Below are 16,212 nucleotides of genomic sequence, written 5' to 3'. Positions count from 1 at the left end.
GCGCCGGATCACGGTACCGACATGACAGCAAAGCCATCACACGAACGGCGCGTGCGCATCGGCGCGGGCGCCGGCTACTCGGGCGACCGGATCGAGCCCGCGGTCGAGCTGGCCGAACACGGGCAGCTCGACTATCTCGTCTTCGAGTGCCTGGCCGAGCGCACGATCGCGCTCGCGCAGCAGGCGCGGCGCAAGGATCCGGCGCTCGGCTACGATCCGCTGCTCGACGCGCGCATGCATGCCGTGCTGCCGGTGGCGGCGGACAAGCGCGTGCGGATCGTGTCGAACATGGGCGCGGCGAACCCGCGCGCGGCCGCGCGGCGCACCGCGCGGATCGCGCAGTCGCTCGGCCTCGCGGGGCTGAAGGTCGCGGCGGTCGAAGGCGACGACGTGCTCGACGTCGTGCTGCGCGGCGCGTTCCGCTTCGAGGAGTCGGGCGACGAAGTCGCCGCGTATCGCGACCGCATCGTGTCCGCGAACGCGTATCTCGGCGCCGCGCCGATCGTCGATGCGCTCGCGGCCGGCGCGGACGTCGTGCTGACCGGGCGCGTCGCCGATCCGTCGCTGTTCGCCGCGCCGCTGATCCACGCGTTCGGCTGGCGGATGGACGACTGGGACACGCTCGGGGCCGCGACGGTCGTCGGCCATCTGCTCGAATGCGCGGGGCAGGTGACGGGCGGCTATTTCGCCGACCCCGGCTACAAGGATGTGCCGAACCTCGCGCGGCTCGGCTTCCCGATCGGCGAGGTCGCGGCCGACGGCTCGGTCGTGATCACCAAGGTGCCGCACGCGGGCGGCCGCGTGAGCGCGGCGACCTGCAAGGAACAGCTGCTGTACGAGATTCACGATCCGGCGCGCTACCTGCAGCCCGACGTCGTCGCGGATTTCACGCGCGTGGCGGTGGCGGAGGAGGCGCCGGACCGCGTGCGCGTGACGGGCGGGCGCGGCAGCGCACGCACCGGGACGCTCAAGGTGTCGGTCGCGTATGTCGACGGCCATATCGGCGAAGGGCAGATCTCGTACGGCGGGCCGGGCGCGCTGGAACGCGCGCGGCTCGCGCTCGACATCGTCCGCGAGCGGCTCGCGCTGACGGGCGTGGCCGCGACCGAACTGCGTTTCGATTTGATCGGCGTGGATGCGCTGTACGGCGACGCGACGCCCGCCGTGCGCGGCGAGCCGGCCGAAGTCCGCGTGCGGGTGGCCGGCCGTGCGGCGAGTGCCGCCGAGGCCGCGCGGATCGGCAACGAAGTCGAGACGCTCTATACGAACGGGCCGGCCGGCGGCGGCGGTGCGTTCAAGTCGACGCGCGAGGTGATCGCCGTGCAGTCGGTGCTGCTGCCGCGCACGGCCGTGACGCCGTCGTTTTCTTTCGTGGAGGCATGATGCAATTGCGTGAACTGGCGCATGCGCGCACCGGCGACAAGGGCAATACGCTGAACGTATCGGTCATCTGCCGCGATCCGCGTCACTACGAACACCTGCGCGCGCATCTCGATGCGGCCGCGGTGAAGGGATGGCTCGCGGGCATCGTGCACGGCGACGTCGTGCGCTACGAGCTGCCGGCGCTTGCCGCGTTCAACTTCGTGCTGCGCGACGCGCTCGGCGGCGGCGTCACGCGTTCGCTCGCGCTCGATGCGCACGGCAAGTCGGTCAGCTCGGTGTTGCTGGCGATCGATGTGCCGGAGCCTGAGTGACGACGTGGCGGCGTGCATCGCCAACCGGCCGCGTTCGCCGCCAGGTTCGTGCTCACGGAATCAACCACTCGCGACGCCCGTCCGCGTGCTCGATGCGTTCGCCCGCGATGTGCAGGCGCTGATCCGCACGATAGTCGTAGACCGCGCGCGATGCGGCGACCTGGTCGAGATCGAGTTCGACCGTGTGGCGCGATTCGCCGTTGCCGGCTTCGAAGATCAGGTTTCCGAACGGATCGGCCGCGAGGCTGCCGCCCGCGAACACGACGTCGTGCGCACCTGCGCCGACGCGGTTCGCGACGACCGCGAACACCTGGTTTTCCATCGCGCGGGCCGAGACCGACGTGCGATGCACCTGACGGTACGGCTCCATGTTGCCGTCGGTCACGAGGATCAGCTGCGTGCCGAGCGCCGCAAGCGCGCGGCCGGTTTCCGGAAATTCGCTGTCGTAGCAGATCAAGAGGCCGATCCGCGCGCCGCGCCATTCGACGCTCGCGTAGCGGTCGCCGGGCAGCACGACGTCGCGCTCGCTCAGCCACAGATGTGTCTTGCGATAGCGCAGCGCGATGCCGTCCGGCGTGACGAACACGGTCGTGTTGTAGAAGCGCCCGCCGTCGTTCTCGATCAGCCCGGCCACCACCGCGACGTTGCGCGCCCGTGCGGCCGCGATCACCGCGCCGATGCTCGGACCGTCGAGCGGCTCGGCCACGCGCGCGAGATTCGACGGATCGAGAAAACCGGTGAGCTGCGCTTCCGGAAACATCACGATGTCGGTGCCGGGCGCGCAGCTCGCGATGGCGTCGAGCGTGCGCCGCAGGTTGTACGGTGTGTCGCCGTCGCGGCCGGCCAGCTGCACGATGTCGAGTTTCAATTTCATGGGCGGGTTCGGTGGCAGTGGCTCGTCGCGCGATGCGGCGCAAGGGTGGGGAGGAGCGTCAGTATGCGCCGAACGCGCCGGTTTCCCATCCCGCCGACGCGTTAGCGCTTGCGATGCCGCGCCGCCCGCGCATCACACGTACAGGTAGCGCACGAGGTGGAAGAACACCGGCGCCGCGAAGCAGACCGAGTCGACGCGATCGAGCATCCCGCCGTGGCCCGCGATCATCGAACCCCAGTCCTTGGTGCCGAGCGAGCGCTTCACGGCCGACAGCACGAGGCCGCCGACGAAGCCCGCGATCACGATCGCGAGCGAGATCCCGAACGCCGCGCCGAAGCTGAACGGCGTCACGCGATACAGCGATGCGCCGCACAGCGTCGCGAGCAGGCCGCCGCCGACGAAGCCTTCGACCGTCTTCGACGGCGACAGCTGCGGCGCGATCTTGCGGCGCCCGCACAGCTTGCCGACCACGTACTGCAGCACGTCGCTGATCTGCACGACGAACAGGAAGAAGAACAGCAGCAGCGCGTTCTGCCCGGCGTAGCGCGGAATGTCGAGGATCAGCACGGCCGGCGCGTGGCTCAGCCCGTACACGCACACCATCAGCGCCCAGTTGATCTTCGCGTTGCGGCTCAGGAATTCGCGCGTGTCCTGCGTGAGCGCCGACACCAGCGACATCGCGAAGAACAGGTGTACCGGAACGAAGATCGAATACATCCCGTACCAGTTGATCCCGAGCAGCAGGTACTGCACCGGAATCGCGACGAAGAACGCGATGAAGAGCGTCGTATGGTCGCTCGCGGTCGTCGGCGTGAGCGTGATGAACTCGCGCAGCGTCAGGTACGACAGCAGCGCGAACACCAGATACGTGACGTTGTTGCCGAGGCTGATCGCGATGACCATGATTGCGATCATCGCCCACCACGCGCGGATGCGCTGGTTCAGGTTGACGATGGTCGCGCTCGCGCCGCCGCTGCGCGCGCCGAGGATCGCACCGATCACGGTCGCGAGCACCAGCACGCCGGTGACGCCCGCGACCAGTTCCCAGAAAAGAGTTCGCATGAAGAGGTCCGGAAAAGGGAGAGGTGGGCGCCGCGTTCAGCCGGCCGGCCGCTGCGGCGGCGCGAGCGCGACGATCGCGTCGCGCATGCGGGCGAGGAAGGTCGGCTTGTCTTCGCCGGCGCCGAGCGCGTCGTTCGCGCCGAAGTGCACCTTGCAGATCAGCGGCACGGGCCAGATCGCGCCCTTCGGCATGATGCGCTGCAGGTTCTCGAGATAGACCGGCGCGAGCGCGACGTTCGGAAACTCGGTCGCGAGATGGAACAGGCCGCTCTTGAACGGCTGCGGCAACACGTCCGCGCCGCGCGTGCCTTCCGGGAAGATGATGATCGAGTGGCCTTGCCGCAACGCATCGCGCACCGGGTCCAACGGGTCGCCGCCGCTTTCGCGGTGACGGTCGATCAGCACGACGTTCAGCAGCTTCTGCGCGATGTGGCGCTTCAGGTCGCCGCTGTCCCAGTAATCGCGCGCGGCGACGGGCCGCACGACCGCGCGCACGTCGCGCGGCAGCGCGGCGAGGATCGCGAGCGTGTCGATGTGGCTCGTGTGGTTCGAGAAGTAGATCTTCTGCGTCGGGGAAGGCGGCGCCTGATGCCAGACCGGATACGCGCCGGCGACGAGCCGCACGATCGACAGCAGGAAATCGCGCTGCCAGATGTTCAGGATGTTCATCGGCGCCGCGCCTCCTGCGTGCATGCCCGCGCGGCCGCGCGGGCGCGGCGGGCGGAATCCCGGAATGCCGGCGCGGCAGGATGCGCGCCGGACGGCCATTGTTCAAGTTTTTTCAAATTCGTGGCTGCCTGTCGCAGGGCCGCGATCATCGGACGATGCGCCGGCAGAGTTGCGTTGCGGCGAATGCGCCGTTCGACGGCGTGATAATCGGCTGTTGCACGAGCGCCCGGCGACAGTTCGAGTGAATTGCTGCGCTCACGGGCCAGCGGATTATCGCGAGTTTCCGTCGAAAACGCCAGATTGCCCGGCGCGGCGCGCGGCTTGACGCGTCGGGGCCGCTCGGCGACGATTACGACCACCTGTCGAAAGCCGCCGCCGGCGGTTGCGCCGCCCGGGGCATGGCGGCGACGAACGTATCCGAACGTGCCGAACCAATAAAACGATGAGCCTTTACGCACTCAAACCGAAATTCCAGAACCGTCTGCGTCCGTTCGCGGATTCGCTTGCCGAGCGCGGCGTCACGGCCAACCAGGTCACGCTGTTCGCGGCCGGCGGCTCGATCGTCGTCGGCGCGCTCGCGGGGCTCGGCGTGTTCGCCCGCGTGCTGTTCCTGCTGATTCCGATCTGGCTGTTCGTGCGGATGGCGCTCAACGCGATCGACGGCATGCTCGCCCGCGAGCACGGGCAGAAGAGCACGCTCGGCGCGTACCTGAACGAGCTCGGCGACATCGTGTCCGATGTCGCGCTCGTGCTGCCGTTCCTCGCGATTCCCGCGTTCGCGCCGGCAGATGTCTGGCTGTTCGCGCTCACGGCGATCATCGTCGAATGCGCGGGGCTGATCGGCCCGCTCGCCGGTGCGACGCGCCGCTACGACGGCCCGTTCGGCAAGAGCGACCGCGCGCTCGCGCTCGGCGCGTTCGCGCTGTGGATCGGCTTCGGCCTGCCGGTCGGCGGTGTCGCCGCGTGGCTGTGGCGCGTGCTGATCGTGCTGTCGATCGTGACGGCGGTGCGGCGCGTGCAGGCGGGCGTCGCCGAAGCGGGTGGCTGACGGCGGCTGGCGGCCGTGGCGGGACCGGCGCCGGAGGGGGGCGCCGCATGATTCGAATAACGAAACGAGAGAGATCGCATGAGCGCACGCATGGCCCGCGAGGCCGGCTTCGTCACGCACGACGGCGACACGCTGTTCTAGCGTCACTGGCCCGCGACGGGCCCGCGCTGCCGCGACGCGATCGTGCTGCTGCATCGAGGCCACGAACATTCGGCGCGCGTCGCGCACCTCGTCGACTCGGCGAGCGTGACCGCGCGCAGGCGCTCGCGCCGCTGCGTGCGTTCGAGCTGCGCGGGCTCGCACAGGCGGTGCCGCCCGGCGGCTATCTCGTCTGCACCGGACAGCCGTGGCATCCGCAGCTGGAATTCATCGCGCGTGCGCTGAACAATCATCGCGGCGAGGCGACCTGGGTGATGCGCCGCCGCTCGCAGGCCGGGATGGACGAACTCGTCGCGCGCGCGGGCTGTCGCAAGCTCGACCAGCGGATCGCGAGCTGGGCATCTTCACGGTCGGCCTCGCGAAGCGGGTCGACGCGTCATGAGCGCGCTCGGGTTGTGCCGGGCCGGCGTGCTGGTCGCGATCGTGCAGTGGATCGTGGTCGGGGCGGCGATCGCGGTGCCGCAGTCCGGTCAGCCGTGCGCGAGCGGCCCGGCTGGCCGAATGGGCCGGGCGTCCCACGTCACGCGTGGCATGCCCGTTGCGTCCGCGTGCGCTTCACCTCGTACATCGCCTGGTCCGCATGCTCGATCAGCGCGTTCATGTCGGTGCCGTCTTCGGGCAGCATCGCGACGCCGACACTGACACCGAGCCGCAGCGGCTGCCCCTCGAACTCGAACGGTTCGGCGACCTGCCGGGCGAGCCGTGCGCGTTGTGCGTCGATGTCGTCGCGGCTGCCGACGTTCGGCAGGATCACCGCGAACTCGTCGCCGCCCACCCGCGCGACCGTATCCGAGCGCCGCACGGCGCCCAGCATCCGCGTGGCGGCCTCGCGCAGCGCGGCGTCGCCCGCGCGGTGGCCGTAGCCGTCGTTGATCGGCTTGAGCCCGTCCATGTCGATGTTGAGGATGCCGAGCCGGCCGTTCGCGCGCAGCGCCGTGTGCATCGACTGGCGCAGGCGGTCGTAGAACAGCGCGCGGTTCGGCAGGCCGGTGAGCGCGTCGTGCGTCGCGCGCAGGTACAGCTCGTTCGCCTCGTTGCGCGCCGCGTGGAACATCGCCGCGGCGATCAGGTCGGCCGTGAGCCGCAGCGTGCCGGCGTCGGCGGCCGAGAAGCCGTCGACCTCCGGCGACATCACCTTCAGCACGCCGACCGTCGTGTCCGCATGGGTGAGCGGCATCACCAGCATCGAGCGCAGCCCGACGCGGCGGCAGGCATCGCGATCGACGCGCGGGTCGGTTTCCGAATCCGTGCAGCGCAGCAATTCGCCGCGCGTCACGCACAGGCCCGACAGGCTGCCCGAGCGGCGCAACCGCAGCCCGAGCATCCCGGCGGCGGAACCCGACGCGGCGCGGTACACCATGTCGTCGCCTTCGGCGAATTCGACCGCCGCGCCGCTCGCGCCCGTGAGTTGCGGCACCTGCTCGGTCACATAAGCCATCACGCTGCCGAGGTCGAGGCCGAGTTTCGCGATCTCGGTCTGGGTGGCGATGATGCGCAGCAGCGTGTCGGGGGAAGGGGTGGCGGTGTCGACGATTTGATCCAAGTCAGTTTTCCATGAAGAAAGCCCGGCACGCGGCGCCGGCTTGCGGTAGCATACGCGCCGCCCACGCGGCAGCGCGTTCCGGGCGGCCCGCAAGGGGTCGCATCCGGCATCCGGCATCGGTATCCGGACGGTTCGCCGGCGCGACGGTTCGCCGATCCGGCAGCGTCGGCAGTATGCCGATCGGTCCGGCCGGCAGCAACGGCGTAATTCTTGCCATTCAGTCGCCGCACGCAGCATTTCCGACCGTATTGAGTTGTTTTTCGCTTCGTCAGCGCGAATCAGGGTGAGTTTTGTCCTGATTTTGAGATAGTGTGACGAATGTGCGAGCGCCGGTGCCAGGCGCGCACCGTCCGATGGACCGGCAGCGGAAGAATGCGCCGCGTCGTTTCGATACATGCATTCAGGCCAGACTTTGAGGGGAAGCAGTGGGGATGTGCACTCACGGGCATAGCTGCTTTGGGCGCGTCGACAGCGGCGCGCTTGATCACCGGACGACCACGACGATGCGGAGCCGCGCATGAAGCCGGCCGTGTCGCTGTTCGTCCTGTCGCTCGCCACGTTCGGCGCGTTTCATGCGGCCGCGCTGTCGGCCGCGCCGATGCCGGCCGCGTCGGCATCCGTTTCGGCGTCCGCCGGCAGCCCGGCCACGCCTGCGCTTGTCGACGGCGCGGCCGCATCGAGCGCATCGGCCGCATCGAGCGCCGCCGGCGCGACGCCCGCCGGCCTGCCGGCGACGACCGTGCAACTGCCGTTCGCGTCGCTCGGCGCGTTCGATCCGGTGCACCTGCGCGGCGCCGACGATGCGCGCACGATCCATGCGGGCGTGCGGCTCGACCGCGTGGTCACCGGCGCGCGGCTGCGCCTGACCTATGCGTATTCGCCGTCGCTCGTGTTCCCGATGTCGCACCTGAAGGTTTCGGTGAACGACGAGGTGGTCGCGACCGTCCCGTTCGACGCGACGCGCGCGGGCCGCACGGTCACGCAGGACATCCCGATCGATCCGCGCTACTTCTCCGATTTCAACCAGATCGGCCTGCGCCTGATCGCGCACTACTCGCTCGATCACTGCGAGGACCCGTCGAGCTCGGCGCTGTGGGCCGACGTGAGCCCGACGAGCGAGCTGATCCTCGACGAGTCGCCGGTGCGCCTGCCGAACGATCTCGCGCTGCTGCCGGCGCCGTTCTTCGACCGGCGCGACAACGGGCGCTTGCGGCTGCCGTTCGTGCTGCCGGCGTCGCCCGACTCGGCGACGCTGCGCAGTGCCGGCGTGCTCGCGTCGTGGTTCGGCGCGCAGGCCGACTACCGGCAGGCGCGCTTCCCGGTCGCGGCGACGCTGCCGGCCGACGACCAGGCGGTGGTGGTCGGCACGGCCGCGACCTTGCCGGCCGGCCTCGCGCTGCCGTCGGTCAACGGCCCGCTGCTCGCCGTCGCCGACAACCCGGCCGCGCCGGGCCGCAAGCTGCTGGTCGTGACGGGCCGCACGGCAGCCGAGGTCGACGATGCGGTCGCGGCGCTCGTGCTCGGCCGCGCGGCGCTGTCGGGCCCGGCGGCGACGGTCGCGCACGTCGATCTCGGCGCGCCGCGCAAGCCGTACGACGCCCCGCGCTGGCTGCCGGTGAACCGGCCGATCGCGTTCCGCGAACTGGTGTCGGATCCGCGCGAACTCGAAGTGCGCGGCACGTCGCCGGACGCGATCCGGCTGAACCTGCGGGTGCCGGCCGACCTGCATTCGTGGAACGGCTCGGGCGTGCCGATCACGCTGCGCTACCGCTACACGGCGCCGACCGTGCAGGACAACTCGACGCTCGCCGTCGAGATCAACGAACAGCTCGTGAAGTCGTACCGCCTCGGGCCGGCCCATGCCGAAGACGCGCGCGGGCGCATGCAACTGCCGCTGCTGGCGGTGCCGGAAGGGCGCGTGACGAGCGATGTCGATATCCCGGCGTTCCGCGTCGGCAGCGGCAACCAGCTGCAGTTCCGCTTCACGCTCGATTCGCAGAAGACGGGGCTCTGCTCGAGCACCGCGACTGAGCCGCAGCGCGCGGCGATCGATCCCGATTCGACGATCGACTTCTCGCACTTCGTCCACTACGCGCAGTTGCCGAACCTCGCATTCTTCGCGAACAGCGGCTTCCCGTTCACGCGCTTCGCCGACCTGTCGCAGACGGCGGTCGTGATCCCGGACCGGCCGTCGCCGCAGGAGCTGGAAACCTACCTGACGATGCTCGGCCACATGGGGCAGTGGACCGGCTTCCCGGCGCTGCGCGTGCAGGTCGCGCGGCCCGGCGACGTCACCGCGCTGGCGGGCCGCAAGGACCTGCTCGTGATCGACGGCTCGCCCGCGTCGCCGCTGCTGTCGCACTGGCGCGCGGCGCTGCCGCTGGCGATCGACCAGCAGGCCGGCACGGGCGCGACGCGTGTCGCGTTCTCGGTGAAGGAGCGCTGGCGCAATGGCGTCGGCATGGCGGACGGTGGCGCGCATATCGAACAGACGGGCGCGCTCGCCGCGCTCGCCGGGTTCGAACTGCCGGGCAGCCACGGCCGCAGCGTCGTCGCGCTGACCGCGACCGACCAGACGCGCCTGGCCGACCTGCTGGACGTCTTCGAAAAGCCGGGCCTCGTGTCGCAACTGCAGGGCGACCTCGCGCTGGTGCGGCCGGGACAGGTCGACAGCCTGCGCGTCGGCGATCCGTACGTGGTCGGTTTCGTGCCGTGGTATGCGCGCGTCTGGACGCAGGCGGCGCGGTACCCGGTGGCGCTCGGCGTGGTCGGCGTCGTCGCGGGGCTGTTGCTCGCGCTCGGCGTGTTCAGCGTGCTGCAGAAAATCGCCGCGCGCCGCCGGGGGATGTAACGGATGATGGCTTGGGCATTCGCAAGGCGACGGGCAGCGCGGCCGGCGCGGCGGGGCGGCACGACGCTCGTGCTGGCCGTCGCGGCGGCGTGCACAGCGGCCGGGGTAGCCGGGACGGCCGGGCGCGCGCAGGCGGCGCAAGGCGGTGCGGCCGACGTGCGGTGCGGCGCGGCGTGGCCGCGCTGGGACGCGTTCAAGCGCGATTTCGTGTCGGCCGACGGCCGCGTGATCGACGTCGGCTCGGCCGATTCGCGCACGGTATCGGAGGGGCAGGCGTATGGACTGTTCTTCGCGCTCGTCGCGAACGACCGACGCACGTTCGACACGATCCTCGCATGGACCGAGAACAACCTCGCACAGGGCGACCTGAGCGCCCGGCTGCCGGCGTGGCTGTGGGGCCGCGCGCCGGACGGCACGTGGCGCGTGCTCGATGCGAACGCGGCGTCGGATGCCGATCTCTGGATCGCCTACACGCTCGTCGAAGCCGGGCGGCTGTGGCACGAGCGCAGCTACACCGCGCGCGGCGCGCTGCTCGCGAAGCGCGTGCTCGACGACGAGACGGCCAGCGTGCCGGGCCTCGGCCTCACGCTGCTGCCCGGGCCGACCGGGTTCAAGCTGGCCGATGGCCAATGGCGCGTGAACCCGAGCTATTCGCCGCCGCAGGTGATCCGCGGGCTCGCCGCGCGCCTGCCCGACGAGCGCCGCTGGGCCGCGCTCGCGGCCAGTACCGGCCGCGTGCTGCTCGACACCGCGCCGAAGGGCTTCTCGCCGGACTGGGCGTTGTATCGCGCGGGCGCGGGCTTCGGCCCCGATCCCCAGACCCATGCGGAAAGCGCGTACAACGCGATCCGCGTGTACCTGTGGGCCGGCATGCTCGATCGCGCCGATCCGCTCGCCGCGCCGCTGCTCGCGCGCTTCGCGCCGTTCGCCGACCATATCGCCGCGCATGGCGCGCCGCCGGAGAAGGTCGACACGACGACCGGCGTCGCGGGGCCGAACGACGGCAATGGCGGCTTCTCCGCGGCGGCCGTGCCGTTCCTCGACGCGCGCGGCCAGCATGCGCTCGCCGATGCGCAGGCGGCCCGTGTCGATGCGCTCGCGCGCCAGGCGGCGCCCGGCTACTACACGAGCGTGCTGACGCTGTTCGGCCTGGGCTGGCGCGACGGCCGCTACCGGTTCGGCGCGGACGGGTCGCTCGCTGCGCGCTGGGAGGACCGTTCATGCGCGGCCCGATGAAGCGCACCGCACCGCGCGTCGCGGGGTTCGCGTGGCTCGCGTCGTCGGTCACGGCGGCGGCGCCGGCCGCCGTCGCCACACCCGCGCCCGCGTTGCCGAAAACCGTCGCGCCGAAGGCCATCTCGGCGCCGGCGCCGGCCACGACCGACCTGCCCGACGCGCAGCGTCAGCTCGCGACCGCCCGCATGTGGGGCGCGAAGCATCGCGACGACCTCGCGCGCGACGCGCTGCGCAAGGGGCTCCTGATCGCGCCGGACGATCCCGAACTGCTCGCGGAACAGATGCGGGTGCTGCTGCGGCTCGGCGACGCGCAAGGCGCGCAGGCCGCGCTGGCACGCCTGCAGGCCCGCGCGCCCGCGGCGCCCGGCACGCGGCGCGCGGCCGACGAATACCGCGTCGCGACGAGCGGGCGCGGCGAGATGGCGCAGATCCGCCTGCTCGCGCGCAGCGGTCGCGCCGACGAAGCGGCCCGGCGGATCGTCGCGCTGTTCCCGAACGGCGCGCCGTCCGGCGCGCTCGGCGCCGAGTATTACCAGATCGTCGCGAATGCGCCGGGTGGCCGCGAATCGGCGCTCGCCGCGTTGCGCCGCGCGGTCGCGGCCGACCCGCAGGACACGAGCGCGGCGCTCGCGCTCGCGCGGCTGCTGAACCAGCGCGCCGATACGCGCGCGGAAGCGAACCGCATCGCGTGGTCGCTCGCGAAGCGCGCCGACGCCGATCACACGGAAGCGATGGCCGTGTGGCGACGCGTGCTGCAGTCCGCCGGCAGCGATCCCGCGTATCTCGATGCGCTGCACGCGTATCTCGCGCTGGTGCCGGACGACACCGAATTCCGCGATCGCAGCGCCGAACTCGACCGGCAGCGCGACGCGCAGCGCCGGCTCGAACGCGACCCCGACTACATCGCGCAGCAGCGCGGCTTGCAGGCGCTCGCGCGCGGCGACCTGGCCGGTGCCGATCCGCTGCTCGCGCGCGCCGCGCAGGCGCGCGCCGGCGACGCCGATGCGCTCGGCGGGCTCGGCCTGCTGCGCTTGCGCGAAGGCCGGCACGACGAAGCGCGCGCGCTGTTCACGCGCGCCGCGGCGCTGTCGACCGACCAGCGCGGCAAGTGGCAGAGCCTCGCGCGTACCGCGCAGTTCTGGGGGCTGCTCGCGCAAGGCCGCGCGGCGGCGTCGGCCGGGCGGCCGCAGGATGCCGAGCGCGCGGCGCGCGCCGCCCTCGCGATGCAGCCCGACAGCCCGGACGCGAAGCTGCAGCTCGCCGACGCGCTGCTCGCGCAGCGCGACTGGGCGCGCGCGGAGCCGTTGCTGCGCGAACTGCTGGCCGCACGTTCGCCGAACGTGTCGGCGGTGCGCGGCACGGCGATGCTGTACGAGAGCACCGGCCGCGCGGACCGCGTCGGCCCGCTGCTCGACGCGCTGCAAGGCCGCGTGACGGGCAGCGACGATCGCCGCGCGCTCGACGGGCTGCGCGCCGACCTGCTCGCGAGCCAGGCGCGCGCGCTCGCGGACAAGGGCGAACGCGGGCCGGCCGTGCAACGCTACGAGGCGGCCGTGCGCGCGGCGCCCGACGCACCGTGGACGCGTTTCGCGCTCGCGCGGCTGTATCGCGACATGGGGCTGCCGCAGCTCGGCCGCACGGTGATGGATGATGGGCTTGCGCAAAGCGATACGCCCGAGATGCGCTATGCGACCGCGCTGTATCGCAACTCGCTCGACGATGTCGCCGGCGCGCAGGCCGCGCTCGCGGGTGTCGACGATGCTCAGCGCTCGGACGGCATGCGTGCGCTCGCCCGCAAGCTCGACGCGCAAAGCGCGCTGGCCGACGCGCGCGGCGCGCTCGGCCGCGGCGATCGCGCGGCGTTCGCCGCGTCGCTCGCGCATGCGCAGGCGAGCGCGCCGGACGATCCCGACATGCTGGCCGCGATCGGCGCGCAGTGGATCGACGCGGGCGAGCCCGAGCGCGGCCTCGCGCCGTTGCGCGACTGGATCGCCGCGCATCCGCGCGAGGCCGATCCCGACGTGCGGCTGCGCTACGGCGACCTGCTCGGCAGCGCGGGGCGCGACGACGCGCTCGCCGCGTGGCTCGACACGCTGCGCCGCGAACCGGCGCTGACGCCGGCACAGACCGCGCGCATCGAGGATCAGTCGCTGCGGCTCGTGCTGCGCCGGACGGACGACGCGATCGCGCAGCAGGACTATGCGCGCGCGCGCACGCTGCTCGATCGCGCGAGCCCGGCCGGCCGCGCGGACAAGCGCTATGCACTCGAGCTGGCCGATCTCGAACGCGCGCAAGGTCACTACGACGCGGCACGCGACGCGCTCGCGCCCGTTATCGCGCGCACGCCGGACGATGCCGACACGCAGCTCGCGCTCGCGCGCATCGACGAGGACAGCGGCCAGCGCGCGGCCGCGCGCGCGCGCGTGCAGGCCGTGCTGGCGCGCACGCCGGACGACGACGTCGATACGCGGCTGTCGGTCGTGCGCCGGCTGAACGCGCTGCGCCGCCCGGACGAAGCCGCGCAGGTGATCGACCCGCTGCAGGCCGCGTATCCGGCGCGCGCCGACGTGACGGTTGCCGCCGGGCGCGTGGCCGAGGCGCAGGGCCGCTACGACGATGCCGCGTCGCTGTACCGGCTGTCGCTGTCGCAGGAACGCACGAGCGGCGTGAGCCCGGGCCGCGACGGCCGCACGCCCGCGCAGGCCGCGTTCGCGGATCTCGAACAGCGGCGCGATCCGGAGATCGAGATCGGCTGGCTGCCCGCGTACAAGTCGGGCGACGAAGGGATTTCCGCGTACCGCGCGCAGCAGGTGCCGATCTACGCGCAGATGCCGGTGCGCTACGACGGGCACGCGTTCCTGCAGCTCGACACCGTGCATCTGGACGCCGGCACGCTCGATACGAGCGTGCCGAACGCGTATTCGCTGAAGACCTTCGGCACCTACGGCGCGCTCAACGCGCTGGCCGGCTCGTCGCTGGCACCGTTGAACCAGCAGGCCGCCGCGTTGATCGCGCATCCGCAGGGCGACCTGCACCAGCCGATGACGGGCGTCGCGCTCGGCGCCGGCTATCGCACCGATGCGTGGCGCGTCGATCTCGGCACGTCGCCGCTCGGCTTCCCGGTGCATTACCTGGTCGGCGGCGTGCGCTACCGCTTCGACGCGGGCCCGGCGAGCTTCACCGTGAACGCGTCGCGCCGGCCGGAAACGAGCAGCGTGCTGTCGTATGCGGGGATGCGCGATCCGTGGACGGGCGCGGTGTGGGGCGGCGTGCGCCGCGACGGCGTGAACCTGCGCGCGGCGCTCGACGTCGGCCGCGTGAACCTGTTCGCGGAACTCGGCGCGGGCGTGCTGTCCGGCCGCAACGTCGAGCGCAACGCGGAAGTCACGCTGCGCTCGGGCTTCACGGTGCCCGTGTACGAACGCGCGACGATGAAGGTGAGCACGGGGCTCGTCGGCAATGCGTGGCACTACGCGCAGAACCTGCGTTACTACACGTACGGGCAGGGCGGCTACTACAGCCCGCAGCGCTACCTGTCGCTCGGCGTGCCGCTCGAGTGGGCGGGGCGGCGCGACGCGCTGTCGTGGGACCTGACCGTCACGGGCGGGATCTCGAACAGCTACGAGAAGGATTCGCTGTTCTACCCGACCTTCGCGGACCAGCGCGCCGCGCAGGCGGCGGCGGGGCTCGTCTACGCGGGCAGTTCGACGCGCGGCGTGTCGTTCTCGTACGGCGTGAACGGCATCGTCGAGTATCGCGTGAATCCGCACCTGAGCGTCGGCGCGCAACTGCACGTCGACCGGTCGCACGACTACGCGCCGAGTTCGGCGCTCGTGTACCTGCGCTATGCGTTCGACGCACGCGCGGCGCGCAGCTGGCTCGTCACGCCGACGCCGGTGCGGCTTTATTCGGATTACTAGGGGACTGGGAGAACACGTGAATACGGAACTCGATGCAACCCGTCCCGCGCTCGGCGCCGCCGGCCTGCTGGGCCGCCTGCGCGCGCTGCTGCGCACCGGGCCGGCCGGCGGCCGCGCCGGCCCGCTGAGCCGGCTCGCGATCGACGGGCTGCCCGACACGTGGACGCAGCTGGAAGCGGGCGGCCTGTACGCGATCTATGCCGCCGCCGGCACGCCGGCGTGCGATGCGCTGGTGTGGGAAAGCGCGCGGCAGTCGCGCACGCGCGACGTGACGGTCGTGCTGTCGCGCGCCGCGGCGCACGTTGCCGCGCAGCTGCAGGCGCGCGGTTTCTCGGGCGGCGCGCAGCCGGCCGGCTGGCCGCGCAACCTCAACGTGCTGGCGATGCCGCCCGCGCCCGCGGCGGCCGACGGCGATGCCGCGCGCGAGCCCGGTGCGCCGCGCCGTGCCGCGCCCGGTCCGTTCGCGCGGCTCACGGGCGGCTTGCGCGCGATGAAGCGCTACGGTTTTCGCGCGCGCTCGCTGTATTTCATCGAAGGCGCGCAACGCTGGTTCAGCTGGGACGATCCGACGGCGCTCGCGGAAGAAGCGCACGCGCTCGCCGACTGGTGCCGCACGCACCGGATCGCGCTGGTGCTGCTGGTCGATCCCGAGATCGTGCGCACCGGCGCCGATCCGGACACCGATGATCCGCCGCTCGTGCGCGACGCGAATCGCGCGCCACGCAGCGGCTTTCACGGCGTGTGCGCGGGCGTCGCGCAGCTGCAGCGCACGCACGGCGAGCTGCTGTGGGTCGTCGATTTCTGGCGCGCGGGCGAGACGCTCGCGGCCGGCGAAGTGCGGCCGCTGCGCTTCGCGCCGGGCGGCCGGCTCGCGGCGATCGTCGACGGCGCCGCCGCCGAACCGCTGCGCCGGATGAAGCTCGCGACCGACGAGGATCGCGTCGTCGTCAGCCGCGCGGTGCTCGACGAAGGCGGACGCGTGCCGGCCGACTGGGAAATCGTCGACGACAACGCGGCGGTCGTGGGGGGGGGGGCCCCCCCCCCCCCCCCCGCCCCCCGGGGGGGGGGGGGGGGGGGGGGGGCGGGGGGGGTGGGGGGGGGGGGGAGGGGGAGGCACCAGAACCCCGCGCCGAATGAAAGCGAAGGCGCAAACACT

Annotated in this window: 12 protein-coding genes and 1 pseudogene; 8 read left to right on the top strand and 5 right to left on the bottom strand. The window is 72.0% G+C overall.

What is annotated here, in order from left to right; translation table 11 throughout:
• The first annotated feature begins 21 nt into the window (after positions 1-21).
• Both DIE17_RS34015 and DIE17_RS34010 read left to right on the top strand, forming a co-directional pair.
• Positions 22-1,383 carry an acyclic terpene utilization AtuA family protein gene (locus DIE17_RS34015; protein WP_124523907.1) on the top strand — a complete coding sequence of 454 codons (1,362 nt, stop codon included), beginning with the start codon at positions 22-24 and terminating at the stop codon, positions 1,381-1,383.
• Positions 1,383-1,694, top strand: a complete 312-nt coding sequence (locus tag DIE17_RS34010; RefSeq protein ID WP_124489499.1) for a hypothetical protein — start codon at positions 1,383-1,385, stop codon at positions 1,692-1,694. Before DIE17_RS34015 ends, DIE17_RS34010 begins: the two co-directional genes overlap by 1 nt.
• 52 nt (positions 1,695-1,746) lie before the next feature.
• Here the strand turns inward: DIE17_RS34010 and DIE17_RS34005 are convergent, their stop codons facing one another.
• The 4 genes from DIE17_RS34005 to DIE17_RS33990 form a co-directional block, all read right to left on the bottom strand.
• Positions 1,747-2,568: a carbon-nitrogen hydrolase family protein gene (locus DIE17_RS34005; RefSeq protein ID WP_124523905.1), complete on the bottom strand. Its 822-nt coding sequence runs from the start codon at positions 2,566-2,568 to the stop codon at positions 1,747-1,749.
• Between the two features lie 132 nt (positions 2,569-2,700).
• Positions 2,701-3,630, bottom strand: coding sequence for a phosphatidate cytidylyltransferase (locus DIE17_RS34000; protein ID WP_044848429.1), 930 nt, complete (start codon positions 3,628-3,630; stop codon positions 2,701-2,703).
• Positions 3,631-3,666: 36 nt separating this feature from the next.
• Positions 3,667-4,299, bottom strand: coding sequence for a lysophospholipid acyltransferase family protein (locus DIE17_RS33995; RefSeq protein WP_124489497.1), 633 nt, complete (start codon positions 4,297-4,299; stop codon positions 3,667-3,669).
• Complete coding sequence (locus DIE17_RS33990; RefSeq protein WP_260426331.1) at positions 4,296-4,757, bottom strand: hypothetical protein; 462 nt, start codon at positions 4,755-4,757, stop codon at positions 4,296-4,298. The genes DIE17_RS33995 and DIE17_RS33990 overlap by 4 nt, the downstream gene beginning before the upstream one ends.
• On the opposite strand from DIE17_RS33990, the gene DIE17_RS33985 reads away from it, so the two are divergent.
• Both DIE17_RS33985 and DIE17_RS33980 read left to right on the top strand, forming a co-directional pair.
• Positions 4,742-5,347, top strand: coding sequence for a CDP-alcohol phosphatidyltransferase family protein (locus DIE17_RS33985; protein WP_124489496.1), 606 nt, complete (start codon positions 4,742-4,744; stop codon positions 5,345-5,347). The genes DIE17_RS33990 and DIE17_RS33985 overlap by 16 nt on opposite strands.
• Positions 5,348-5,634: 287 nt before the next feature.
• Positions 5,635-5,888, top strand: a pseudogene (locus DIE17_RS33980) (class I SAM-dependent methyltransferase family protein); the annotation flags it as partial.
• A 138-nt stretch (positions 5,889-6,026) separates the two neighbouring features.
• Here the strand turns inward: DIE17_RS33980 and DIE17_RS33975 are convergent.
• Positions 6,027-7,049, bottom strand: a complete 1,023-nt coding sequence (locus tag DIE17_RS33975) for a sensor domain-containing diguanylate cyclase (protein WP_044848432.1) — start codon at positions 7,047-7,049, stop codon at positions 6,027-6,029.
• A 517-nt stretch (positions 7,050-7,566) separates the two neighbouring features.
• Here DIE17_RS33975 and bcsB point away from each other — a divergent pair.
• The 4 genes from bcsB to DIE17_RS33955 all read left to right on the top strand — a co-directional run.
• A complete protein-coding gene (gene bcsB / locus DIE17_RS33970; protein WP_124523903.1) occupies positions 7,567-9,900 on the top strand; it encodes a cellulose biosynthesis cyclic di-GMP-binding regulatory protein BcsB in 2,334 nt (777 codons plus the stop codon).
• Positions 9,901-9,906: 6 nt separating this feature from the next.
• Positions 9,907-11,136: a cellulose synthase complex periplasmic endoglucanase BcsZ gene (gene bcsZ / locus DIE17_RS33965; RefSeq protein ID WP_124523921.1), complete on the top strand. Its 1,230-nt coding sequence runs from the start codon at positions 9,907-9,909 to the stop codon at positions 11,134-11,136.
• Positions 11,121-15,056 carry a cellulose synthase subunit BcsC-related outer membrane protein gene (locus tag DIE17_RS33960; protein ID WP_124523901.1) on the top strand — a complete coding sequence of 1,312 codons (3,936 nt, stop codon included), beginning with the start codon at positions 11,121-11,123 and terminating at the stop codon, positions 15,054-15,056. Before bcsZ ends, DIE17_RS33960 begins: the two co-directional genes overlap by 16 nt.
• Before the next feature lie 16 nt (positions 15,057-15,072).
• Positions 15,073-16,212: cellulose biosynthesis protein BcsE (locus DIE17_RS33955; RefSeq protein WP_260439292.1), on the top strand; the 1,140-nt coding region annotated here is incomplete at its 3' end.

It is taken from the genome of Burkholderia sp. Bp9099 (assembly GCF_003857805.1).
Taxonomy (GTDB): Bacteria; Pseudomonadota; Gammaproteobacteria; order Burkholderiales; family Burkholderiaceae; genus Burkholderia.
The sequence above is the reverse complement of the archived record's forward strand: the minus strand, read 5'-3'. Positions and strand labels throughout refer to the sequence as shown.